Origin of the sequence: Pseudoalteromonas sp. SR45-4 (assembly GCF_014163535.1) — a bacterium.
GTDB lineage: Bacteria > Pseudomonadota > Gammaproteobacteria > Enterobacterales > Alteromonadaceae > Pseudoalteromonas > Pseudoalteromonas nigrifaciens.
Genome location: NZ_JACJDO010000004.1, coordinates 34179 through 52147, shown reverse-complemented (window position 1 = coordinate 52147; position 17969 = coordinate 34179). Strand labels below are relative to the sequence as shown.

19 protein-coding genes and 5 tRNA genes are annotated in these 17969 nt (G+C 40.1%); 12 read left to right on the top strand and 12 right to left on the bottom strand.

The window, feature by feature from the left end:
* Positions 1 to 558: 558 nt before the first annotated feature.
* Positions 559 to 912, bottom strand: coding sequence for a YkgJ family cysteine cluster protein (locus tag H5058_RS03120; protein WP_011327756.1), 354 nt, complete (start codon positions 910 to 912; stop codon positions 559 to 561).
* 352 nt (positions 913 to 1264) lie between these two features.
* Between H5058_RS03120 and cysZ the strand changes: the two genes are divergently transcribed.
* Positions 1265 to 1978, top strand: coding sequence for a sulfate transporter CysZ (gene cysZ / locus H5058_RS03115; protein WP_182676878.1), 714 nt, complete (start codon positions 1265 to 1267; stop codon positions 1976 to 1978).
* A gap of 72 nt (positions 1979 to 2050) precedes the next feature.
* On the opposite strand, the gene rlmM is transcribed toward cysZ, so the two are convergent.
* From rlmM to hemA, 11 genes are all read right to left on the bottom strand, one after another.
* On the bottom strand, positions 2051 to 3136 hold the full coding sequence (gene rlmM, locus H5058_RS03110; protein ID WP_011327753.1) for a 23S rRNA (cytidine(2498)-2'-O)-methyltransferase RlmM: 1086 nt from the start codon (positions 3134 to 3136) through the stop codon (positions 2051 to 2053).
* A gap of 9 nt (positions 3137 to 3145) precedes the next feature.
* Positions 3146 to 3514, bottom strand: coding sequence for a DUF423 domain-containing protein (locus H5058_RS03105; RefSeq protein WP_041454382.1), 369 nt, complete (start codon positions 3512 to 3514; stop codon positions 3146 to 3148).
* A complete protein-coding gene (locus tag H5058_RS03100) occupies positions 3515 to 4150 on the bottom strand; it encodes an alpha/beta family hydrolase (RefSeq protein WP_182676845.1) in 636 nt (211 codons plus the stop codon).
* Position 4151: 1 nt separating this feature from the next.
* Positions 4152 to 5048, bottom strand: coding sequence for a transcriptional regulator GcvA (locus H5058_RS03095; protein ID WP_011327750.1), 897 nt, complete (start codon positions 5046 to 5048; stop codon positions 4152 to 4154).
* 108 nt (positions 5049 to 5156) lie between these two features.
* A complete protein-coding gene (gene kdsA / locus H5058_RS03090; RefSeq protein WP_011327749.1) occupies positions 5157 to 6011 on the bottom strand; it encodes a 3-deoxy-8-phosphooctulonate synthase in 855 nt (284 codons plus the stop codon).
* 9 nt (positions 6012 to 6020) lie between these two features.
* Positions 6021 to 7274: a DUF819 domain-containing protein gene (locus H5058_RS03085; RefSeq protein ID WP_011327748.1), complete on the bottom strand. Its 1254-nt coding sequence runs from the start codon at positions 7272 to 7274 to the stop codon at positions 6021 to 6023.
* A gap of 14 nt (positions 7275 to 7288) precedes the next feature.
* Positions 7289 to 8119 (bottom strand): tetratricopeptide repeat protein, encoded by an 831-nt coding sequence (locus H5058_RS03080; RefSeq protein WP_182676843.1) that lies wholly within the window; start codon positions 8117 to 8119, stop codon positions 7289 to 7291.
* A 149-nt stretch (positions 8120 to 8268) separates the two neighbouring features.
* Positions 8269 to 8643, bottom strand: coding sequence for a SirB2 family protein (locus H5058_RS03075; RefSeq protein ID WP_179808147.1), 375 nt, complete (start codon positions 8641 to 8643; stop codon positions 8269 to 8271).
* A gap of 83 nt (positions 8644 to 8726) precedes the next feature.
* On the bottom strand, positions 8727 to 9566 hold the full coding sequence (gene prmC / locus H5058_RS03070) for a peptide chain release factor N(5)-glutamine methyltransferase (RefSeq protein WP_182676840.1): 840 nt from the start codon (positions 9564 to 9566) through the stop codon (positions 8727 to 8729).
* A 5-nt stretch (positions 9567 to 9571) separates the two neighbouring features.
* On the bottom strand, positions 9572 to 10657 hold the full coding sequence (prfA, locus tag H5058_RS03065; RefSeq protein ID WP_011327744.1) for a peptide chain release factor 1: 1086 nt from the start codon (positions 10655 to 10657) through the stop codon (positions 9572 to 9574).
* Positions 10658 to 10663: 6 nt separating this feature from the next.
* Positions 10664 to 11920: a glutamyl-tRNA reductase gene (hemA, locus tag H5058_RS03060; protein ID WP_182676838.1), complete on the bottom strand. Its 1257-nt coding sequence runs from the start codon at positions 11918 to 11920 to the stop codon at positions 10664 to 10666.
* Between the two features lie 83 nt (positions 11921 to 12003).
* Here hemA and lolB point away from each other — a divergent pair, with 83 nt between their 5' ends.
* The 11 genes from lolB (at position 12004) to H5058_RS03005 (ending at position 17931) form a co-directional block, all read left to right on the top strand.
* Positions 12004 to 12591 (top strand): lipoprotein insertase outer membrane protein LolB, encoded by a 588-nt coding sequence (gene lolB, locus H5058_RS03055; RefSeq protein ID WP_182676836.1) that lies wholly within the window; start codon positions 12004 to 12006, stop codon positions 12589 to 12591.
* A 2-nt stretch (positions 12592 to 12593) separates the two neighbouring features.
* On the top strand, positions 12594 to 13448 hold the full coding sequence (gene ispE / locus H5058_RS03050; protein WP_011327741.1) for a 4-(cytidine 5'-diphospho)-2-C-methyl-D-erythritol kinase: 855 nt from the start codon (positions 12594 to 12596) through the stop codon (positions 13446 to 13448).
* A gap of 87 nt (positions 13449 to 13535) precedes the next feature.
* Positions 13536 to 14483 carry a ribose-phosphate pyrophosphokinase gene (locus tag H5058_RS03045; RefSeq protein WP_011327740.1) on the top strand — a complete coding sequence of 316 codons (948 nt, stop codon included), beginning with the start codon at positions 13536 to 13538 and terminating at the stop codon, positions 14481 to 14483.
* 170 nt (positions 14484 to 14653) lie between these two features.
* Positions 14654 to 15268, top strand: a complete 615-nt coding sequence (locus H5058_RS03040; RefSeq protein ID WP_182676834.1) for a 50S ribosomal protein L25/general stress protein Ctc — start codon at positions 14654 to 14656, stop codon at positions 15266 to 15268.
* An 18-nt stretch (positions 15269 to 15286) separates the two neighbouring features.
* Positions 15287 to 15871 (top strand): aminoacyl-tRNA hydrolase, encoded by a 585-nt coding sequence (gene pth / locus H5058_RS03035; RefSeq protein WP_011327738.1) that lies wholly within the window; start codon positions 15287 to 15289, stop codon positions 15869 to 15871.
* A 52-nt stretch (positions 15872 to 15923) separates the two neighbouring features.
* Positions 15924 to 17015 carry a redox-regulated ATPase YchF gene (gene ychF, locus H5058_RS03030; protein WP_011327737.1) on the top strand — a complete coding sequence of 364 codons (1092 nt, stop codon included), beginning with the start codon at positions 15924 to 15926 and terminating at the stop codon, positions 17013 to 17015.
* Between the two features lie 319 nt (positions 17016 to 17334).
* Positions 17335 to 17411: transfer RNA gene (locus H5058_RS03025), tRNA-Met, on the top strand.
* 65 nt (positions 17412 to 17476) lie between these two features.
* Positions 17477 to 17561: transfer RNA gene (locus H5058_RS03020), tRNA-Leu, on the top strand.
* A gap of 36 nt (positions 17562 to 17597) precedes the next feature.
* Positions 17598 to 17672 (top strand) — tRNA-Gln (locus H5058_RS03015).
* Between the two features lie 5 nt (positions 17673 to 17677).
* Positions 17678 to 17754 (top strand) — tRNA-Met (locus H5058_RS03010).
* A gap of 92 nt (positions 17755 to 17846) precedes the next feature.
* A tRNA-Leu gene (locus H5058_RS03005) sits at positions 17847 to 17931 on the top strand.
* Positions 17932 to 17969 lie beyond the last annotated feature (38 nt).

Below are 17969 nucleotides of genomic sequence, written 5' to 3'. Positions count from 1 at the left end.
TGATGGATTTTTAGTTACCGACATAGCGACATACCACAACACCCACCCTAAATACGAAATTACACAATGAAGCGACGCTAATCAAAAGGTTAAATTACCTATTGATCTTGCTTTATTTCGAGTTTAGAAAATGCCATAACAAATATCTTAACTGCCAATTTGTGAATATTTTACCCTTTTCAGCAACCTAATCCAACGGTACTCTAATTATTAATAGTGAATTTACACAATAGCAAAGCCTTGCTTACAGCTATTTTTAATAATAAACAAATATAAAACAACAATTTTGAAGGAACTGGGCAAACAGAAATGGCAATATAAATAAAGAGATGCAAAAGTGTAGCTGTAAAACAAGCTGCATAAGGCTAAGTATATTAATAGTCAAATGCATAATTAATCTCGTAATAAATTTAATATGTATTGATAGTATTTTTGTAAAATAACTAAGAGAGTGTTTTGAATAAACTTATTGATGGTTTTTAAATTATTAGCAACGCGTATAACATACATAAAAAAAGCGCTTAATAAGCGCTCTATTACTTTAATAAATACCGATACTTACACTAATACTTGACGCGTGTTTGCTATAAAGTGATGTACTTCACGCTCAATTTTAGGGTCAACAGGCTCATCTGGTCGACGATCATTCGGGCAAGGCATTCTTGGCGTAGTACCAAATAAGCGACAAATTAATGGACGCTCGTCATATACAGTGCAGCCATTGGGACCAAGATGTACACAATTGAACTCGTTTAACGCCGCTTCATGCTCGGCATCTGTTTTTACCGGTAAGCGCGACATTTCCTCTGAAGACGTTGTTACTGGCCCGCAACAGTCGTGGCATCCTTTTACGCATTCAAACGCTGGAATATTAGCGCGTAATCGTAAAATTACTTCCTGATTTTTGTACATCACTATTTATACCCTTTATTTTTGCAACGCACTGACGCGGCAACTTTACTAATTTCTCCACAACGCATCAAAGCGATGCCTAAGCCTAGAGTGGCTAGATCAGCTATAGTACGCTTTGCACTGCCCAAAAATCAAGCTAAGTTAGCATTTAGTTACGCCATAGCGCTAATATACACAGCTTATAAACTAAATATTATTTATTAAGCAGGATGAATAAAGTAGTAAGCTGGCTGTTGTTATTATTTTACTTAAACACTTTGTTACCTAAAAATACTGTTTAAAATTACTCAGCTATTTATACTAGTGTAAATGAAAAATATTTTTTGAGGTAGTTGTGCAGATCATACAAGGTATGGAGTATTTTTTTTCGGGTTTTAAATTAATTACTCAAAAGGGATTAAAGCGTTTTGTGTTTATTCCGTTGTTAATTAATATTTTACTTTTTGGTAGCTCGTTGTTTTTTTTATTTGGCTGGTTAAGCGACAGTTTTAGCTACATAAATAATATGCTACCCGAGTGGTTAAGCTGGCTTGAGTGGTTAATGTGGCCCATTGCCCTGTTAATAGTGCTGTTTAGCTACAGTATGTTATTTACTGTAATCACAAACTTTATTGCCGCACCTTTTAATGGTTTACTCAGTGAAAAAGTTGAGTTGCATTTAACAGGTCAAAAAATTAATGATGATGGCTTGGCTGAATTATTAAAAGATGTGCCACGCATGCTTGGCCGAGAGTGGACAAAACTTTGCTATTACCTTCCCCGCGCCATTGGCTTTTTTATATTGTTATGGGTGTTGCCGGTTATAGGGCAAATACTGTGGGTGCTTTTTTCGTGTTGGATGTTTGCCGTGCAATACCAAGATTACGCGTTCGATAATCATAAAATCAGCTTTAAGCAAATGAAAACCGATTTACAAAGCAAGCAAGGTTTATCGTACGGGTTTGGTTTTGCAGTAATGTTGCTAACAGCCATTCCGTTGGTAAATTTAATTGTAATGCCTGTTGCTGTTTGTGGTGGCACCAAGTTATGGGTTGATAACTTTCGCAGCCAATACCGAACTCAATAATATGAAATAAAAAATGGGTCACTTGACCCATTTTTTATTTAACCTTAACTCTGGTTATTTACTAATTCATCATTAGCTATACAAGCTTTGTGGCACTTTGGTCACATTTAAATGCACGGTCACTTCCTCGCGATCATGATATAAATGCTTAGCTTGTAACTCATAGCTTATACCGTATTTTTCTAGTTCAGCTCTGATCATGCTTAAACACTCGTAAACACTATCAAAGCGTTTTTTCATTGGCAGCTTTAAGTTAAAAATAAGCTCTTTAGCATATGCATTTACTGCCCAGTCAATCATTAGGCTGGTTACTTTAGTTGGCTTTTCTACCATGTCGCATACTAACCAAGTAATGTTGCGTTTTTCTGGGCGATATTTAAAACCATCGGCTCTAAAATGTTTTACCTGCCCTGTTTGCATTAAATCGTCGTTCATTGGGCCATTATCTATCGCGCTTACAAACATACCACGGCGTACTAACTGATAAGTCCAGCCACCTGGGCACGCCCCTAAGTCAACACTGCGCATGCCGGCTGCAACGCGCGACTCACGTTGTTGTTCTGGAATAAACACATTAAATGCTTCATCTAATTTTAAAGTAGAGCGGCTTGGTGCATCGCTTGGCATACGTAAACGCAAAATACCCATAAAAAATGGCGAGTTATTAAAGCTATACGAGTAACCCACATAAGCGGTGTTGTTAGTTAAAAACAGTACATGCATTACTGGGCGGTTTGCTTTTGGCTCGCGCAGTACAATATTACGTTTTTCGAGGGCTTTTTTAAGGGGTGTTGATATTTTTTTACAAAAGGTTAAAAGCTCTTTGCCCTCATTGGTATCGGGGGTTTCTACACGAAGCTCAGAGCACAAGGTAAAATCTTTAGCAGCCTCTACAACGGCCCCTACACGATCTTCTACTGGCATGTTTTCGATCAGCGTACCGGCAAACCATTGACGAGCAAACACCATGTTTTTAAAATCGACTTTTTTAATTATTTCGTCGCCATGCTGCGCGTCAAAACACTCATAAATAACATAACCGGTATTTGGCTTTGCTTTAACATAACCGGCAAAACCTTGCTCGGCAGCGTGGAACGTTATTTCAGCAGCGGCATCGTTTTCAAACCCACTACGACAGTAAATTACAACACTAGACATATTAACCCTTTAAAACTTAAATCGTGCAACTTGCACTAAAATAACAATCCAACCAATAATAAAGCATAAACCACCCAATGGGGTTATTGGGCCTAGCCACTTCATGCCTGTTATGGCAAGTAAGTATAAACTGCCACTAAAAAGCAGTGTGCCCGCAATAAAAAAACCGCCAGCCCAATTGAGGTTTATACCCCACTTAATTAACACCGCCACAGCTATTAGCGCCAATCCATGCACCATTTGGTACTCGGCCGCGGTTTTAAACACACCTAATGAGTACTCCGACAGTCGGCTTTTTAAACCGTGGGCGGCAAATGCCCCTAACATTACCGACAGCATACAAAAAAAGCTCCCGGTCATTAAAAATAATTTAATCATTTATTGCTCTCTCGAATACTTATTTATAAAGCGCACAGCACTTTGCACTGCAGTTGCTCGATTTTGCGCCTCACTAACGCCACTTTTTTTACGCGGTTTTAGTGAGTGGTCGCCATCGGGTAGCCAGCAATATTCTGGTTGCTTGGGCATTAACATAGTAGCTAGCTCCTCACGAGTACCAAACGTATCGCGCTCACCTTGTAATACTAAAAATGGGCAGCCTATATCAGCAAAGTGATCGGTGCGTAGTTTTTCTGGCTTACCTGGCGGATGAAACGGATAACCAAACGCTAATACACCTAAAATAGCATGCTCGCTAGTACAGGCAAGCATTGACGCCATTCGCCCCCCCATAGATTTACCACCAATAAATAACGGCAACCCTGGCTGTGCATGGCTAAGTATTTGCTCATAGTAGCTAAGCAATTTAGGTGCGCGATCGGGTGGGCGGCGTTTATTGGTTTGTTTCGCTATTTGCATATATTCAAAATCAAATAAGCCAACATCAATCCCTTGCTCACTAATGAGTTGTGCTATATTTTGCATAAACTCATGGTCGCTACCTGCTCCTGCACCATGGGCAAAAATAAACTGTGCTATAGCTGGCTGCTGCGTACTTTTAAACCATTTAATCATATTAATACTCTTGTTCTTGCTCTACTAAGCTCAGCATCCATTCTTTAAATGACACTATTTTACCCATTTCTGTTTGCGACTCGCGCAGCACTAAATAATAAGCGTTTTTACTCTCTAAACTATGATTAAACGGGATCACTAATCGTCCGGCGTCAATATCGGGCTTAGCGAGTACACTATTGCCTATAGCCACACCTTGGCCATGCACTGCGGCTTGTAACACCATAGATGAGTGACTAAAAATAGGCCCTTGGTTAACTTGCACATTACGCACACCGGCGGTTTTCATCCATGTTTTCCAATTTTTACGTGTGGTGTCGTGCAATAAGGTATGGTGCGCTAAATCACTGGGTTGATTAAGTGGCTTAATGCCATTTAATAATAGCGGGCTACATAGCGGCACTAAATACTCGGTATGTAACTTAAAAGTTTGCACCCCACTCCAATGCCCACGGCCATAATAAATAGCAACGTCGACATCGTCGGTTAAAGAGTTTTCGTCTAGATCTTGCGCTTTTATTCGCACGTCTATTTCTGGGTGTAACTCATTAAATAAACTTAATCTGGGTACTAACCACTGAATCGCAAAGCTTGGCGTTAAGCTTACCGTTAAAGAGCCTTTTGCACCCCGTGCTAGTAATTTTTCAGTGGCGTCTATTAGTTGGGTAAATATTTCTTTTATATCGAGAAAGTAACCCTGCCCTTCTTCGGTTAATAATAACGAGCGGTTTCTGCGTATAAATAGCTTTAAGCCTAAATGTTCTTCTAATGTTTTTATTTGATGACTTACAGCGGCTTGCGTTACATATAGCTCTTCTGCAGCTTTGGTAAAACTTAAATGACGTGCTGCTGCTTCAAAGGCTTTAAGCGCGTTTAATGGAGGGACCCGTCTTGACATGATAACCACGCTTTGAATTAGTTTTTCTTATGCATGGAATTATATATTTAAGGTGTAAAAAAAGCGACCTTAGTCGCTTTTTAAATATTACCTAATATAGGTTATAAATTATAAATCGCTGGCACTGGTATCAAGCGGTGCGAAGCTTTTAATTAAATCATCTACGGCTTTCATTTGCGTTAAGTAGCCTTCTAATTTACTCAATGCTAGTGCACATGGGCCATCGCATTTTGCTTCATTTGGATTTGGGTGTGCTTCTATAAATAAGCCCGCAATACCAAGTGCCATACCACTGCGAGCAAGCTCTGCTGCTTGGGCGCGACGACCATCAGCCGAATCTGCACGGCCACCTGGGCGTTGTAGTGCATGGGTAGCATCAAAAATAACAGGTGCCATTACTTTCATGTCGTCCATGCCGAGCATATCAACCACTAAGTTATTATATCCAAAGCTTGAACCACGCTCACACAGTGCCACGTTGTTATTACCTGCTTCGTTAAATTTAGTAATAATATGGCGCATTTCGTGTGGGGCTAAAAACTGTGGTTTTTTTACGTTTATAATTGCGCCGGTTTTTGCCATAGCAACAACCAAATCTGTTTGGCGGGCTAAAAATGCCGGTAACTGAATAACGTCAACTACTTCAGCAACAGGTGCTGCTTGATGTGGTTCGTGTACGTCGGTAATTAACGGAATATTAAATGTTTTTTTAATTTCTTCAAATATTTTTAAACCCTCGTCTAAACCCGGGCCGCGGTAAGAGTTGATTGATGAGCGATTAGCTTTATCAAACGACGCTTTAAATACATAAGGGATATTTAATTTAGTGGTTACTTCTACGTAATGCTCTGCAACACGCATGGCTAAATCACGAGACTCTAATACATTAATACCGCCAAACAATACAAACGGTTTGTTGTTTGCAAGTTCTATGTCATTAATTTTAATAATTTGGTTGTTCATTTTTATTCCTTATGGTGCAACTGCTTGCATCATTAATCCACAAATATAAGCCATATAAGTACCTACGCCATAGCCAAGTACCGCTAATAATACACCTACAGGAGCAAGCGACGGGTGAAATGCAGCGGCAACAACGGGTGCAGATGCCGCGCCGCCTACGTTGGCTTGTGAGCCTACCGCCATATAAAATAACGGTGCTTTAATTAGTTTAGCTACAATTAACATTAAGCTCGCATGGGTAAGCATCCATATAATGCCAATTACAAAATACATTGGTGTTTCAAAAATCGCCGTTATATTCATGTGTAAGCCGATTGATGCAACCAAAATATACAAAAATGTAGAAGCAACTTTCGACGCGCCAAACGATTCTATATGGCGTACTTTAGTAAACGATAAACTAATACCAATAGTGGTTGAGATCACGATTAACCAAAAAAACTTACTGTTTAAGCTGTACTCTTGTGCCCATGGGAAATTAGCACCAAAGTAAGGGCCTAAAAAGTCAGCACAAAAATGTGCCAAGCCGGTAATACCAAAGGCAATGGCAATAATCATCATATAATCGTTAAGCGTTGGCATGCGCGCATGCTCAGCATGATATTTTTCAACCCGGTTTTTAAGATCTTCAATGGCGCTGGTATCGGCACCTGTTCTTGCATCAATGGCTTTATGATTCGCTGCCATTAATAATAAAACGGCCATCCATAAGTTAGCAACAATGACATCTACCGTCACCATGGCCGAAAATATATCACCGCCAACTTCAAACATTTCTTTCATTGATGCTTGATTAGCACCGCCACCAATCCAGCTACCCGCTACCGTGGTCATACCGCGCCATACGGCATCGGGGCCATGTCCGCCAATTGCTTCTGGGTACACTGCGCTCATAATTAAAATAGCTAAAGGGCCACCAATAACAATACCTGTAGTACCGGTTAAAAACATAATAAGTGCTTTGGGGCCTAAGTTTATAATGGCTTTTAAATCAATACTTATAGTCAGCAGTATTAAACACGCTGGTAGTAAATAGCGTGACGCTACGTAATATACGTTTGATTTATTGCCATCAACAATACCAAAGGTATTAAGTAATGAGGGCAAAAAGTAACATAACAGCAAAGCGGGTACATATTTATAAAATGCTTTAAAACCTGGGTGCTGGCTGTTAGAGGTTTTAAACACAAACCCTAAAATAATAGCCAGTAAACCAAGTACCACAGCATCGTTAGTAATTAATGCAGTTTGGGCTTCAACCATAGTTATTCCTATTTTTAATGGTGAGTTTTATTATTTTTGTCTTCTAGTTCTTCTATTTGGTGTTGAATAATCTCTATTGCAGGATCGTCTGGGCATTCATCTACAAAAAACTGTAAATCGTCACGTGCCATTTTAGGGCAACCTAACTGATTGAGTAAATACCCTCTGTCGCGTCGCTCATAAGGGTCATCACCAATTATATCCATCAGCATTTCGACACAGTTTAACGCATGACCAAATTTATTTTCGCTAATAAACGACCACTTTTGCTGGGCTAAAAATAATTTATATACTTCGTCGTCAAAAATAAGCTCAAGTGGCTCTTGCTCTTGGGCGTTATCTTCATCAACGTTTTCAGGAATGATATACCAGCTTTGTTGGCCACTGCTTGGCTCAATGGTATAGCCTTCTTCATCACTCATAGCTACATGTATACCAATTTCACCTTGGGTAATACTTACGCAAGCGTCTAGTTTGGCATGTTGTAAAAAATGGCTGAGTAAAATAGCAAGTGTTGTTGGTGAACCACTGCGCATAGTTAATGTATAGCTTATGCAATTTAACTTGTACTCTGGCACCTTTAAGCTAGAAGCACTAAATAGCCATTCACTATAAAAACGATCTAGTAGCTTATCTAAACGCACATGTTCGTCAGATGTTTGCAGGCACAAAGCATCTATTTCCTGTTCAAAGGAAGTTAAAATTTCATAGCTAGGCGTTAAGTCAATCTGAGGGTCCCATTTAGATTCGGCTTGAATACAACGATAAATCGCCGGTGGCAAAAAATCATCATAAGCTTCATCAAAATAAGAGTCATCGTGTTCATCAAACCCGAGGGTGGTCATTCATACTACAACATTTTAGAAAACGAAGGCGTAGTTTACCTACTTTTTAAGCTAGATACCAATGTAGAGGGGCTTGAATGTGAACTTATGTTTAGAAATAGTTGAGCTTTGTACACAATTATACAAAGCTCAATTGGACTATTTATTACTTATAAAAGCAGTGCCGATTTAGCGGTTGCTAAATAACCGATAGCTAAAATAACCAAAGTGTTAAAAATGGTATAAGCTACTTTGGGTGCTGTTTTTGTTTGTTTTGAGCTAACAATACCAACGGCAATATAAATAATCACTAGCACTATTTTTTCTAGTAACCAATATTGCTCAAACGGATTAATTTTAGCGATCCCCATTAGCATTAATGCTGACACAAGTAACAAAGTGTCTATGCCGTGGCTGCCAATAAACACCAGTTTATTTTTTGCCAACTTACCACTACCCATACGTGAAAATGAGCGTACATAAAATAAAATTACACTCAACATCGCAATCGCCATGTGTGAATGTTTAACTGCTAAATAATCCATAGTTTTAATACTTCTGTTTAGTTAAATGTTTTTATTTTTAAAAACGAATAAGCAGCGCAAATATTACACTGCTGTAATTTAGTTTAAGAGCACTGTGCAAGTGTAACGCGATCGTTATTGCCTAAGTCTTTCACTGTTTTAATATTTATAAATCCCATTAGTGCAAAACACTGGCTAACCGCACCACTTTGCTCAAAACCATGTTCGATCAAAAGATAACCTTTAGCGTGAAGATAGTCACGTGATTGGGTAATTATTTGTTTTATATCAGCCAGTCCATCATCATCGGCAACAAGTGCTGAGAGCGGCTCAAAGCGCACATCACCTTGCTTAAGATGTATATCGGTTGTTTCTATATACGGCGGGTTAGATACAATTAAATCAAACTTTTCACCATCAAGCGCGCTAAACCAATTACTTTGCTTTACTTGCACATTATTAATGGCTAATCGCTGCTGGTTACGTGTAGCAAGTGCAACAGCATCGCTTACTCTATCTACTGCAGTAATTTGCCAAGTGGGCATTTCGCTCCCCAGTGCTAACGCGATTGCGCCAGTGCCTGTGCCTAAATCGAGTACCTTTGCATTACTTGGCACCGCCATTTCAAGCGCTTGCTCTACTAAGATTTCGGTATCTGGACGCGGTATCAAAGTGGTGGCATTAACCTCTAGCGATAAACTCCAAAACTCACGTTGCCCTGTAATATGTGCAACTGGCTCGCCATTTAAACGCCTTTGGCAAAATGTATCAAATTGCAGCTGTTGCTCTGTACTAAGCGTGTTTTCTGGCCAAGTAAAAAGGTAACTGTGAGGTTTTTGCAGTATATGCAGTAGTAAAACTTGCGCGTCTAATTTAGCGCTTTCGCTGCTAGGTGCTAATAAATTAGCGCCTGCAGCAATTGCTTGTTCGAGGGTTTGGGTCACTATTATTACTCGTCGCCCATGGCCGCTAGTAAGTCGGCCTGATGCTCTTGCATTAATGGCTCTACAATACAGCTTAAATCACCGGCTACCACTTCGTTTAAGCGATATAGGGTTAAGTTAATACGGTGATCGGTAATACGACCTTGCGGATAGTTATAAGTACGAATACGCTCAGAGCGATCGCCACTGCCGACTAAGTTACGACGCTCAGAGGCTTCTGCTGCATCACGCTTTTCGTCTTCAGCTTGTTGCAAACGCGCTGCAAGTACCGACATAGCTTTAGCACGGTTTTTATGTTGCGAGCGCTGATCCTGACACTCTACAACCACACCGGTAGGTATATGAGTAATACGAATAGCAGAATCGGTTTTATTTACGTGCTGACCACCCGCGCCTGATGCACGAAACGTATCAACTTTAAGATCGGCCGAATTAATTTCAATTGCTTCAGCTTCTGGTACTTCAGCCATTACCGCAACCGTACACGCCGAGGTATGAACTCGACCTTGCGATTCGGTTTCTGGTACACGTTGTACACGATGCACGCCAGATTCAAATTTCAGCTGACCAAAAACGCCTTCACCACTAATATTAGCAATTATTTCTTTATAGCCGCCGTGCTCACCTTCGTTGGTGGTCACCACATCTACTTTCCATTTTTTAGTTTCGGCATAACGGCTGTACATTCTAAATAAGTCGCCGGCAAATATAGCCGCTTCGTCGCCACCAGTGCCCGCTCGCACTTCTAAATACACGTTATTATTGTCTTTAGGATCTTTTGGCAGCATTAATACTTGAATTTCATCTTCTATGGTCAGTATTTGTGCTTTAGCTTCTTTGTATTCTTCTTGCGCCATTTCACGTATATCTGGGTCTGAATCTTTCAGCATTTCTTCTGCGCTTATTACATCTTGTTGCGCTTGTTGGTAGCTTAAAAACGTTTTTACTACCTCTTCTAAATCTGAGTATTCTTTTGAAAGTGCACGAAAGCGGTTTTGATCACGAATGACCGATGGGTCGCTTAGTAGCGCTTGTACTTCTTCATAACGCTCAACTAAGATTTCTAACTTATGATAAACGGATTCTTTCATTAACTGCTATTCCTGATCAATACCTAACATTTTTTTCAATTGGTTTAACTGAGCCACTTCACCTTTTTTCGCTGCATCTTGAATAGCACGGGTAGGCGCGTGCATTAAGCGATTGGTTAACTTATTGGCCAGCTCTAAAATAACTTTTTCGGCATCTTTACCTGTATTGAGCTGACTCACTGCTCGCTCTACAAGTTCGGACTTTATTGTTTGTACATCGTTTCGATAGTGGCGAATTAAATCCACCGAATCGAGTGAGCGTATCCACATTAAAAACTCTTTAGTGCACTCGGTAATAATAACTTCAGCCTGCTCAGCGGCTTCTTCTCGGGCACTCATATTCTCGCTAACAATGGTTTGTAAGTCATCAACAGAATATAAATAAGCATCGTCAAGTTCACCCACTTGGCTTTCAATATCGCGAGGAACCGCAATATCAATAAACAACATAGGCTTATAACGACGCTGTTTAAGTGCTTGCTCCACCACACCCTTACCAATAATAGGCAGTGTGCTGGCGGTAGAACTAATAACAATATCGGCTTTATGTAAACGCTCAGGTAGCTGAGCAAGTGCAATTACATCACCCGATACTTGATCCGCTAAACTACGTGCACGCTCAAGGGTTCTGTTCGCAACCGTAATGTTTTGCGGCTCATTTTGGTACAAATGTTTGGCTACTAGCTCAATTGTTTCACCGGCACCAATGAGAAGTACATTGGTTTTATCGAGCTTGCCATAAATATGTTTAGCTAAATTAACCGCCGCATAAGCAACCGACACTGCACTGGCACCAATGTTGGTTTCAGTACGTACTTGCTTAGCAACTGAAAACGTTTTTTGAAATAATCTATCAAACGTCACGCCCACAGCATTATGAGTTTTAGCACTGTTATACGCTTGCTTTATTTGCCCCAAAATTTGCGGCTCGCCCAGTACGAGTGAATCTAGGCCACAGGCTACACGCATTAAGTGATTTATAGCATCACTACCTTCATGGCAGTAAATGTTTTTACTCAGTTCATGTTCATCCAAACCATGGAAACTAGATAACCACTGCAACAGTGTTTGGGAATTTTGCTGTGCAAGGCTACAATACACTTCAGTTCGATTACAGGTGGAAACAATCACTGCCTCATTAAAATGGGCGTGGCCACTTAATTGCTGTAGCGCCTCTGAAATTTGCTCAGGGGAAAAAGCCACTTTTTCACGTAATTCTACGGGAGCGGTTTTGTGATTAATACCAAGTGCGATTATGGTCATATTTGCCAAATATTGATGAGCCCTACTTTAAAGGCCGCAATTTTATCAAAAATCTCAGGAATATGGAAAGTAAGGAGCAACATTTGATTCGACAATATTTTATTTTAGCTATGTTTTTCTTGTTTTTAGCCGGCTGCGCTCATAAAAGAAATTTAGAAACAACCACTTACGAAAACTGGAAAACACATCTTGCCGAGCAAAGTATTTGGCAAGTAGAAGGTAAACTTGCTTTTATTAGCCCCGATGAGCGCCAATCTGCAAACTTAAACTGGCAACAGAGCCAAAATAACAATAATTTAGTGCTCACCACTTTTATTGGTACACGTATATTGTCACTCAAACAAACTGCAAATACGGCAGAACTAAACTATGATGGCGAGCAGTATTTTGACACCAATGCAACGGCATTACTAAAACGTTTAACCGGTTTTGCTTTACCGGTAAATAACGCCGACAGTTGGTTAAAAGGCACCATTGATGACCAAACTTTAAAGGTTGATCAATTAGGCCGCGCTAAAAGCGTATTATGGTTTGATAGTACAGGTAAAAAATGGCAAATTGAGTACGCTAGCTTTGTGCAAAAAAGCGGCTACTGGCTTCCCAGCAGACTAACCTTAACCCATCAAAAAATTAAAATTAAAATTCAACTCTACGATTGGCAGTTTAATTAACCATGAATAATATCACTTCATTTTCACTTATTGCGCCGGCAAAGCTCAATCTTTTTTTACATATTAATGGCCGCCGAGATGACGGTTACCATGAACTAGAAACCCTGTTTACGTTTTTAAACTATGGCGACGAACTTAGTTTTGAGTTAAGCGATTTACCTGCAATTATTGTTACCGGCGACACAAATGGCATAGCCACAACCGACAACCTTATCTATAAAGCGGCTTTATTATTGCAAACACAGTGCAAAATAAAGCAAGGCGTGAAAATAAATTTAATTAAACGTTTGCCAATGGGCGGCGGTGTTGGCGGTGGATCATCAGACGCTGCCAGCACATTATTAGCCTTAAATAAGTTGTGGAAAACAGCCCTCAGTTTAGATGAATTAGCTCATTTAGGCTTACAACTAGGTGCCGATGTACCCGTATTCATACATGGTAAAAGCGCCATAGCGCATGGGATTGGTGAGCAATTAGAACAAGTAATGCTTGAGCAAAAGTGGTATTGTGTGGTCTTCCCTAATCAACATGTAAGTACTGCTAAAATATTTACTCATCCTGAACTAAAACGCGACACGCCAAAAATTTCAGGAGACTGGCAACAGCATATTTTAACTAACGATTGCGAATCTTTAGTGAAAAAGCTGTGTCCCGAGGTTGAAAAAACCCTGCAGTGGTTGCTAAAATACGCTCCATCAAAGATGACCGGAACAGGTTCATGTTGTTTTGTAGAATTTGCTACGCAAGTTCAAGCACAAGATGTACTTGCTAATCTCCCCCATACTTGGCAGGGGTTTATCGCATCAAGCGTTAATACTTCTCCCGCTCATACGGAGTTAGCCGCCATATTTGATTGAAGTAACGTACAAGTAGTCATAAGTTAACACGCAGTGGTTTAATTATTGCCTGTTAGTCCAAAAATTCAGTGCCTGAGGAACCCTACCGTGCCTGACATGAAGCTCTTCGCTGGTAACGCAACACCTGAGTTAGCTCAAAAAGTTGCAAAACGTTTATATATTGAATTAGGCGATGCTGTTGTTGGCCGTTTTAGCGACGGTGAGATCAGTGTTCAAATTAATGAGAATGTTCGTGGATCGGATGTTTTCATCTTACAATCAACCTGTGCCCCTACAAACGATAACCTTATGGAACTTATCGTTATGGTTGATGCTCTACGTCGTGCATCTGCCGGTCGTATTACTGCCGTTATTCCTTATTTTGGTTATGCTCGTCAAGATCGTCGTGTACGTTCTGCCCGTGTACCCATTACCGCTAAAGTCGTTGCCGATTTCTTATCTAGTGTAGGTGTTGACCGCGTTCTTACGGTTGATTTACACGCTGAGCAAATCCAAGGCTTCTTTGATGTACCTGTAGATAACGTATTTGGTAGCCCTGTTTTACTTGAAGATATGAAAGCACGTCATTTTGACGACGTTGTTGTTGTATCTCCAGATATTGGTGGCGTTGTACGTGCGCGTGCTATTGCAAAACTACTAAACGATACCGATTTAGCTATTATTGATAAACGTCGCCCACAGGCAAACGTTTCTCAAGTGATGCATATTATTGGTGATGTTGAAGGTCGTGATTGTATTATCGTTGATGATATGATTGATACCGGCGGTACATTATGTAAAGCAGCTGAAGCACTTAAAGAACACGGTGCTAAGCGCGTATTTGCATATGCTACTCACCCTATTCTTTCGGGAAAAGCGGCTGAAAACTTGCGCAATTCAGTGATTGACGAAGTTATTGTAACTGACTCTATTCCACTGTCTGCAGAGCTTAAAGCACTTAATATTGTTAAAGTACTTACACTTGCCGACATGCTTGCAGAAACTATTCGTCGTATTAGTAACGAAGAGTCTATCTCAGCAATGTTTGAGCATTAATTAAAGATCTACTTTAGCGAAGCTAAGTAACTTTAATTTAAAAAAGCGCCTTTTGGCGCTTTTTTCGTAACTGTTATATATTTTGCTGGGGGGCGATGTTATGATAGCGCGCCTTTTGGCTAGGGACCTTGGTCGCAAAGGCCCTATACTTTTAATTATTGGAAACTATTATGTCAAACAAAACTTATGTATATAACGCAGAACTTCGCGAGCAAACTGGTACTGGTGCGAGCCGCCGCCTACGTCGCGAAGACAAAGTGCCTGCTATCGTTTACGGCGCAAACAAAGAAGCTACTTCAATCACTTTAGAACATAAAGATGTGATTAAAGCTCAAGAAAGCGAAGGTTTTTACACGCAAATTCTTACACTTAACATTGGCGGCGAGTCTGTTGAAACTATCCTAAAAGATATTCAACGTCACCCTTTCAAGCCTAAAGTTACACACCTTGATTTCCAACGTATCGATGCAAACCAAAAGCTACATACTATTGTTCCAATCCACTTTGTTGGTGAAGACGTTGTAGAAAAACTTGGTACAACTGTTGTTCGTCAGTTAACTGAAATCGAAATTTCTTGTTTCCCTAAAGCAATCCCTGATTTCGTAACAGTAGATGTTTCAAAATTAGTTGCAGGCGATTCTCTACATATTTCTGATGTTGCATTACCAGCTGGCGTTTCATCAATAGATTTAGCAAAAGGTCCTGGTCACGATCAGTCTATCCTAATTGTTAAAGCTAACAAATCAGCTCCAACTGAAGATGAAGCTGAAGACGCTGCAGAATAATATTTAAGGCTTAACACCTTGAATTCTATTCAAATGCTTGTGGGCCTGGCTAATCCAGGCCCCGAATACGCAAACACACGCCACAATGCAGGTGCTTGGTTCATTGAGCAACTCGCTGCACGCTATAACTGCACTCTAAAACACGATCCTAAATATCACGGCCTTACAGGTAAAGTGATTATTCAAGATCAAGAATTCAAATTATTGATCCCCACTACTTATATGAACTTAAGTGGTAAAGCGGTCGGTAGTTTAGCTAATTTTTTCAAAATTCCTGTGGAAAGCATTTTAGTTGCCCACGATGAATTAGACTTAGAACCTGGCGTTGCCAAATTAAAGAAAGGCGGCGGACACGGCGGTCATAATGGCTTAAAAGACATTATTGCAAAAATGGCAAATCAAAAAGACTTTATGCGCTTGCGCATTGGTGTAGGTCATCCGGGGCATCGTGAAATGGTAACTGGTTGGGTGCTAGGAAAAGCGGCCAAAGCAGACCAAGAAAAAATGGATGCTGCCATTGATGAAGCGGTACGCTGCATGGAAATACTTGCAAAAGATGGTGTGTTAAAAGCACAAAACAGACTACATTCGTTTAAACCCTAGTAACTTGGGTACAAGTTCGCCGTTTAAACGAATCTAAACAAGGTATCTTACTATGGGTTTTAAATGTGGCATTGTTGGCTTGCCTAATGTGGGTAAATCGACACTTTTTAATGCATTAACAAAAGCGGGTATTGAAGCCGCTAACTTTCCTTTTTGTACCATTGAGCCTAATACAGGTGTGGTACCAGTGCCTGATCCTCGCCTAGACGCACTTGCTAAAATTGTAAACCCACAGCGCATTCTTACAACAAGTATGGAGTTTGTAGATATTGCCGGTTTAGTAAAAGGCGCATCTAAAGGTGAAGGTCTTGGTAACCAGTTTTTAGCTAATATTCGTGAAACTGACGCCATTGGCCACGTAGTTCGCTGTTTTAATGATGATAATATTATTCACGTAGCTGGCACTATTGACCCTGCTGATGATATTGACGTTATAAACACTGAATTAGTGCTTGCCGATATGGACAGCGCTGAAAAAGCATCGTTCCGTAATGCTAAAAAAGCTAAAGGTGGCGATAAAGACGCAAAAGAGCAAAATGCAGTACTTGAAAAAGTAAAAGTACACCTTGATGAAGGCTTAACATTACGTTCTTTAGAGTTAACTAAAGAAGAAAAAGCAGCTATCAGCTCTATTAACTTTTTAACTATCAAACCAACAATGTATATTGCTAACGTTGCTGAAGATGGTTTTGAAAACAACCCATACCTTGATGTTGTACGCGCTATTGCCGCAGCAGAAGATGCGATTGTTGTTCCTGTATGTGCTGCTATTGAATCTGAGCTTTCTGAGCTAGATGAAGAAGACAAGCTTGAGTTTATGGCTGATCTTGGTTTAGAAGAGCCAGGCCTTAACCTTGTTATTCGTGGTGGCTATGAATTACTGCAATTACAAACCTACTTTACAGCAGGCGTAAAAGAAGTACGCGCATGGACTATTCCTGTAGGTGCAACTGCGCCACAAGCAGCAGGTAAAATTCATACCGACTTTGAGCGTGGCTTTATTCGCGCACAAACGATTGCTTTTGACGACTTTATTGCCTTTAAGGGTGAGAGCGGCGCAAAAGAAGCAGGTAAAATGCGCCAAGAAGGTAAAGAGTACATTGTAAAAGACGGCGATGTAATGAACTTCTTGTTCAACGTATAAATATACATTACCCAAATTTAGTGTGGTGATGATTTTAAAGGCTCGTTTTTACGAGCCTTTTTTATTTCTTTAATACCTGCTGTGGTTTTTTAACGTCTGTATTTGTTTAGCAAAATTGAAGAACTGCGAATAAGTTTAAGTTTAGTGTTTTTAATGCAGCTAAAAAAACAGCATTTATGCTAAATTTTAGCCGCTTAGCTTACTTTTCCTGCAAACAAACCAAGTTAAGTGTTTTTTTGCAAAAAAGGTGTTGACGAATTTGGGCCATATCAGCATAATACGCCCCGCACTCAGCGATGAAGTGCTAACGAAAAAATATGGCTAAGTAGCTCAGCTGGTTAGAGCACATCACTCATAATGATGGGGTCACAGGTTCAAATCCCGTCTTAGCCACCATTATTTTTTTGTTACTCAATGAAGAGTTTAAAATAACTACCTAGTGTTTAATTACACAAAGTAATGCGGGAGTGGCGGAATTGGTAGACGCGCTGGATTTAGGTTCCAGTATCTTAGGATGTGAGAGTTCAAGTCTCTCCTTCCGCACCATTCTTGATAAGAATTAAAACTATCAATTGTTTTTGTTGGGATATCGCCAAGCGGTAAGGCACCAGGTTTTGATCCTGGCATTCCCAGGTTCAAATCCTGGTATCCCAGCCAACAATGGCTAAGTAGCTCAGCTGGTTAGAGCACATCACTCATAATGATGGGGTCACAGGTTCAAATCCCGTCTTAGCCACCATTTCTTCTTTTAGAAATGGCTCTGCAAGAGTTAAATTGCAGCTCAATGAAGAGTTTAAAATAACTACCTAGTGTTTAATAACACAAAGTAATGCGGGAGTGGCGGAATTGGTAGACGCGCTGGATTTAGGTTCCAGTAACTTCGGTTGTGAGAGTTCAAGTCTCTCTTTCCGCACCATTTCTTGATAAGAAATAAAACTATCAATTATTCTTTGT

Excerpts from the sequence above, each read along its gene's own strand:
- H5058_RS03075 (WP_179808147.1), bottom strand. The coding sequence starts at position 8,643 with ATGGATTATTTAGCAGTTAAACATTCACACATGGCGATTGCGATGTTG.
- cysZ (WP_182676878.1), top strand. The coding sequence starts at position 1,265 with ATGGAGTATTTTTTTTCGGGTTTTAAATTAATTACTCAAAAGGGATTA.
- rlmM (WP_011327753.1), bottom strand. The coding sequence starts at position 3,136 with ATGTCTAGTGTTGTAATTTACTGTCGTAGTGGGTTTGAAAACGATGCC.
- hemA (WP_182676838.1), bottom strand. The coding sequence starts at position 11,920 with ATGACCATAATCGCACTTGGTATTAATCACAAAACCGCTCCCGTAGAA.
- H5058_RS03105 (WP_041454382.1), bottom strand. The coding sequence starts at position 3,514 with ATGATTAAATTATTTTTAATGACCGGGAGCTTTTTTTGTATGCTGTCG.
- ychF (WP_011327737.1), top strand. The coding sequence starts at position 15,924 with ATGGGTTTTAAATGTGGCATTGTTGGCTTGCCTAATGTGGGTAAATCG.
- ispE (WP_011327741.1), top strand. The coding sequence starts at position 12,594 with ATGAATAATATCACTTCATTTTCACTTATTGCGCCGGCAAAGCTCAAT.
- H5058_RS03100 (WP_182676845.1), bottom strand. The coding sequence starts at position 4,150 with ATGATTAAATGGTTTAAAAGTACGCAGCAGCCAGCTATAGCACAGTTT.
- H5058_RS03095 (WP_011327750.1), bottom strand. The coding sequence starts at position 5,048 with ATGTCAAGACGGGTCCCTCCATTAAACGCGCTTAAAGCCTTTGAAGCA.
- H5058_RS03040 (WP_182676834.1), top strand. The coding sequence starts at position 14,654 with ATGTCAAACAAAACTTATGTATATAACGCAGAACTTCGCGAGCAAACT.
- H5058_RS03085 (WP_011327748.1), bottom strand. The coding sequence starts at position 7,274 with ATGGTTGAAGCCCAAACTGCATTAATTACTAACGATGCTGTGGTACTT.
- prfA (WP_011327744.1), bottom strand. The coding sequence starts at position 10,657 with ATGAAAGAATCCGTTTATCATAAGTTAGAAATCTTAGTTGAGCGTTAT.
- H5058_RS03080 (WP_182676843.1), bottom strand. The coding sequence starts at position 8,119 with ATGACCACCCTCGGGTTTGATGAACACGATGACTCTTATTTTGATGAA.
- H5058_RS03120 (WP_011327756.1), bottom strand. The coding sequence starts at position 912 with ATGTACAAAAATCAGGAAGTAATTTTACGATTACGCGCTAATATTCCA.
- kdsA (WP_011327749.1), bottom strand. The coding sequence starts at position 6,011 with ATGAACAACCAAATTATTAAAATTAATGACATAGAACTTGCAAACAAC.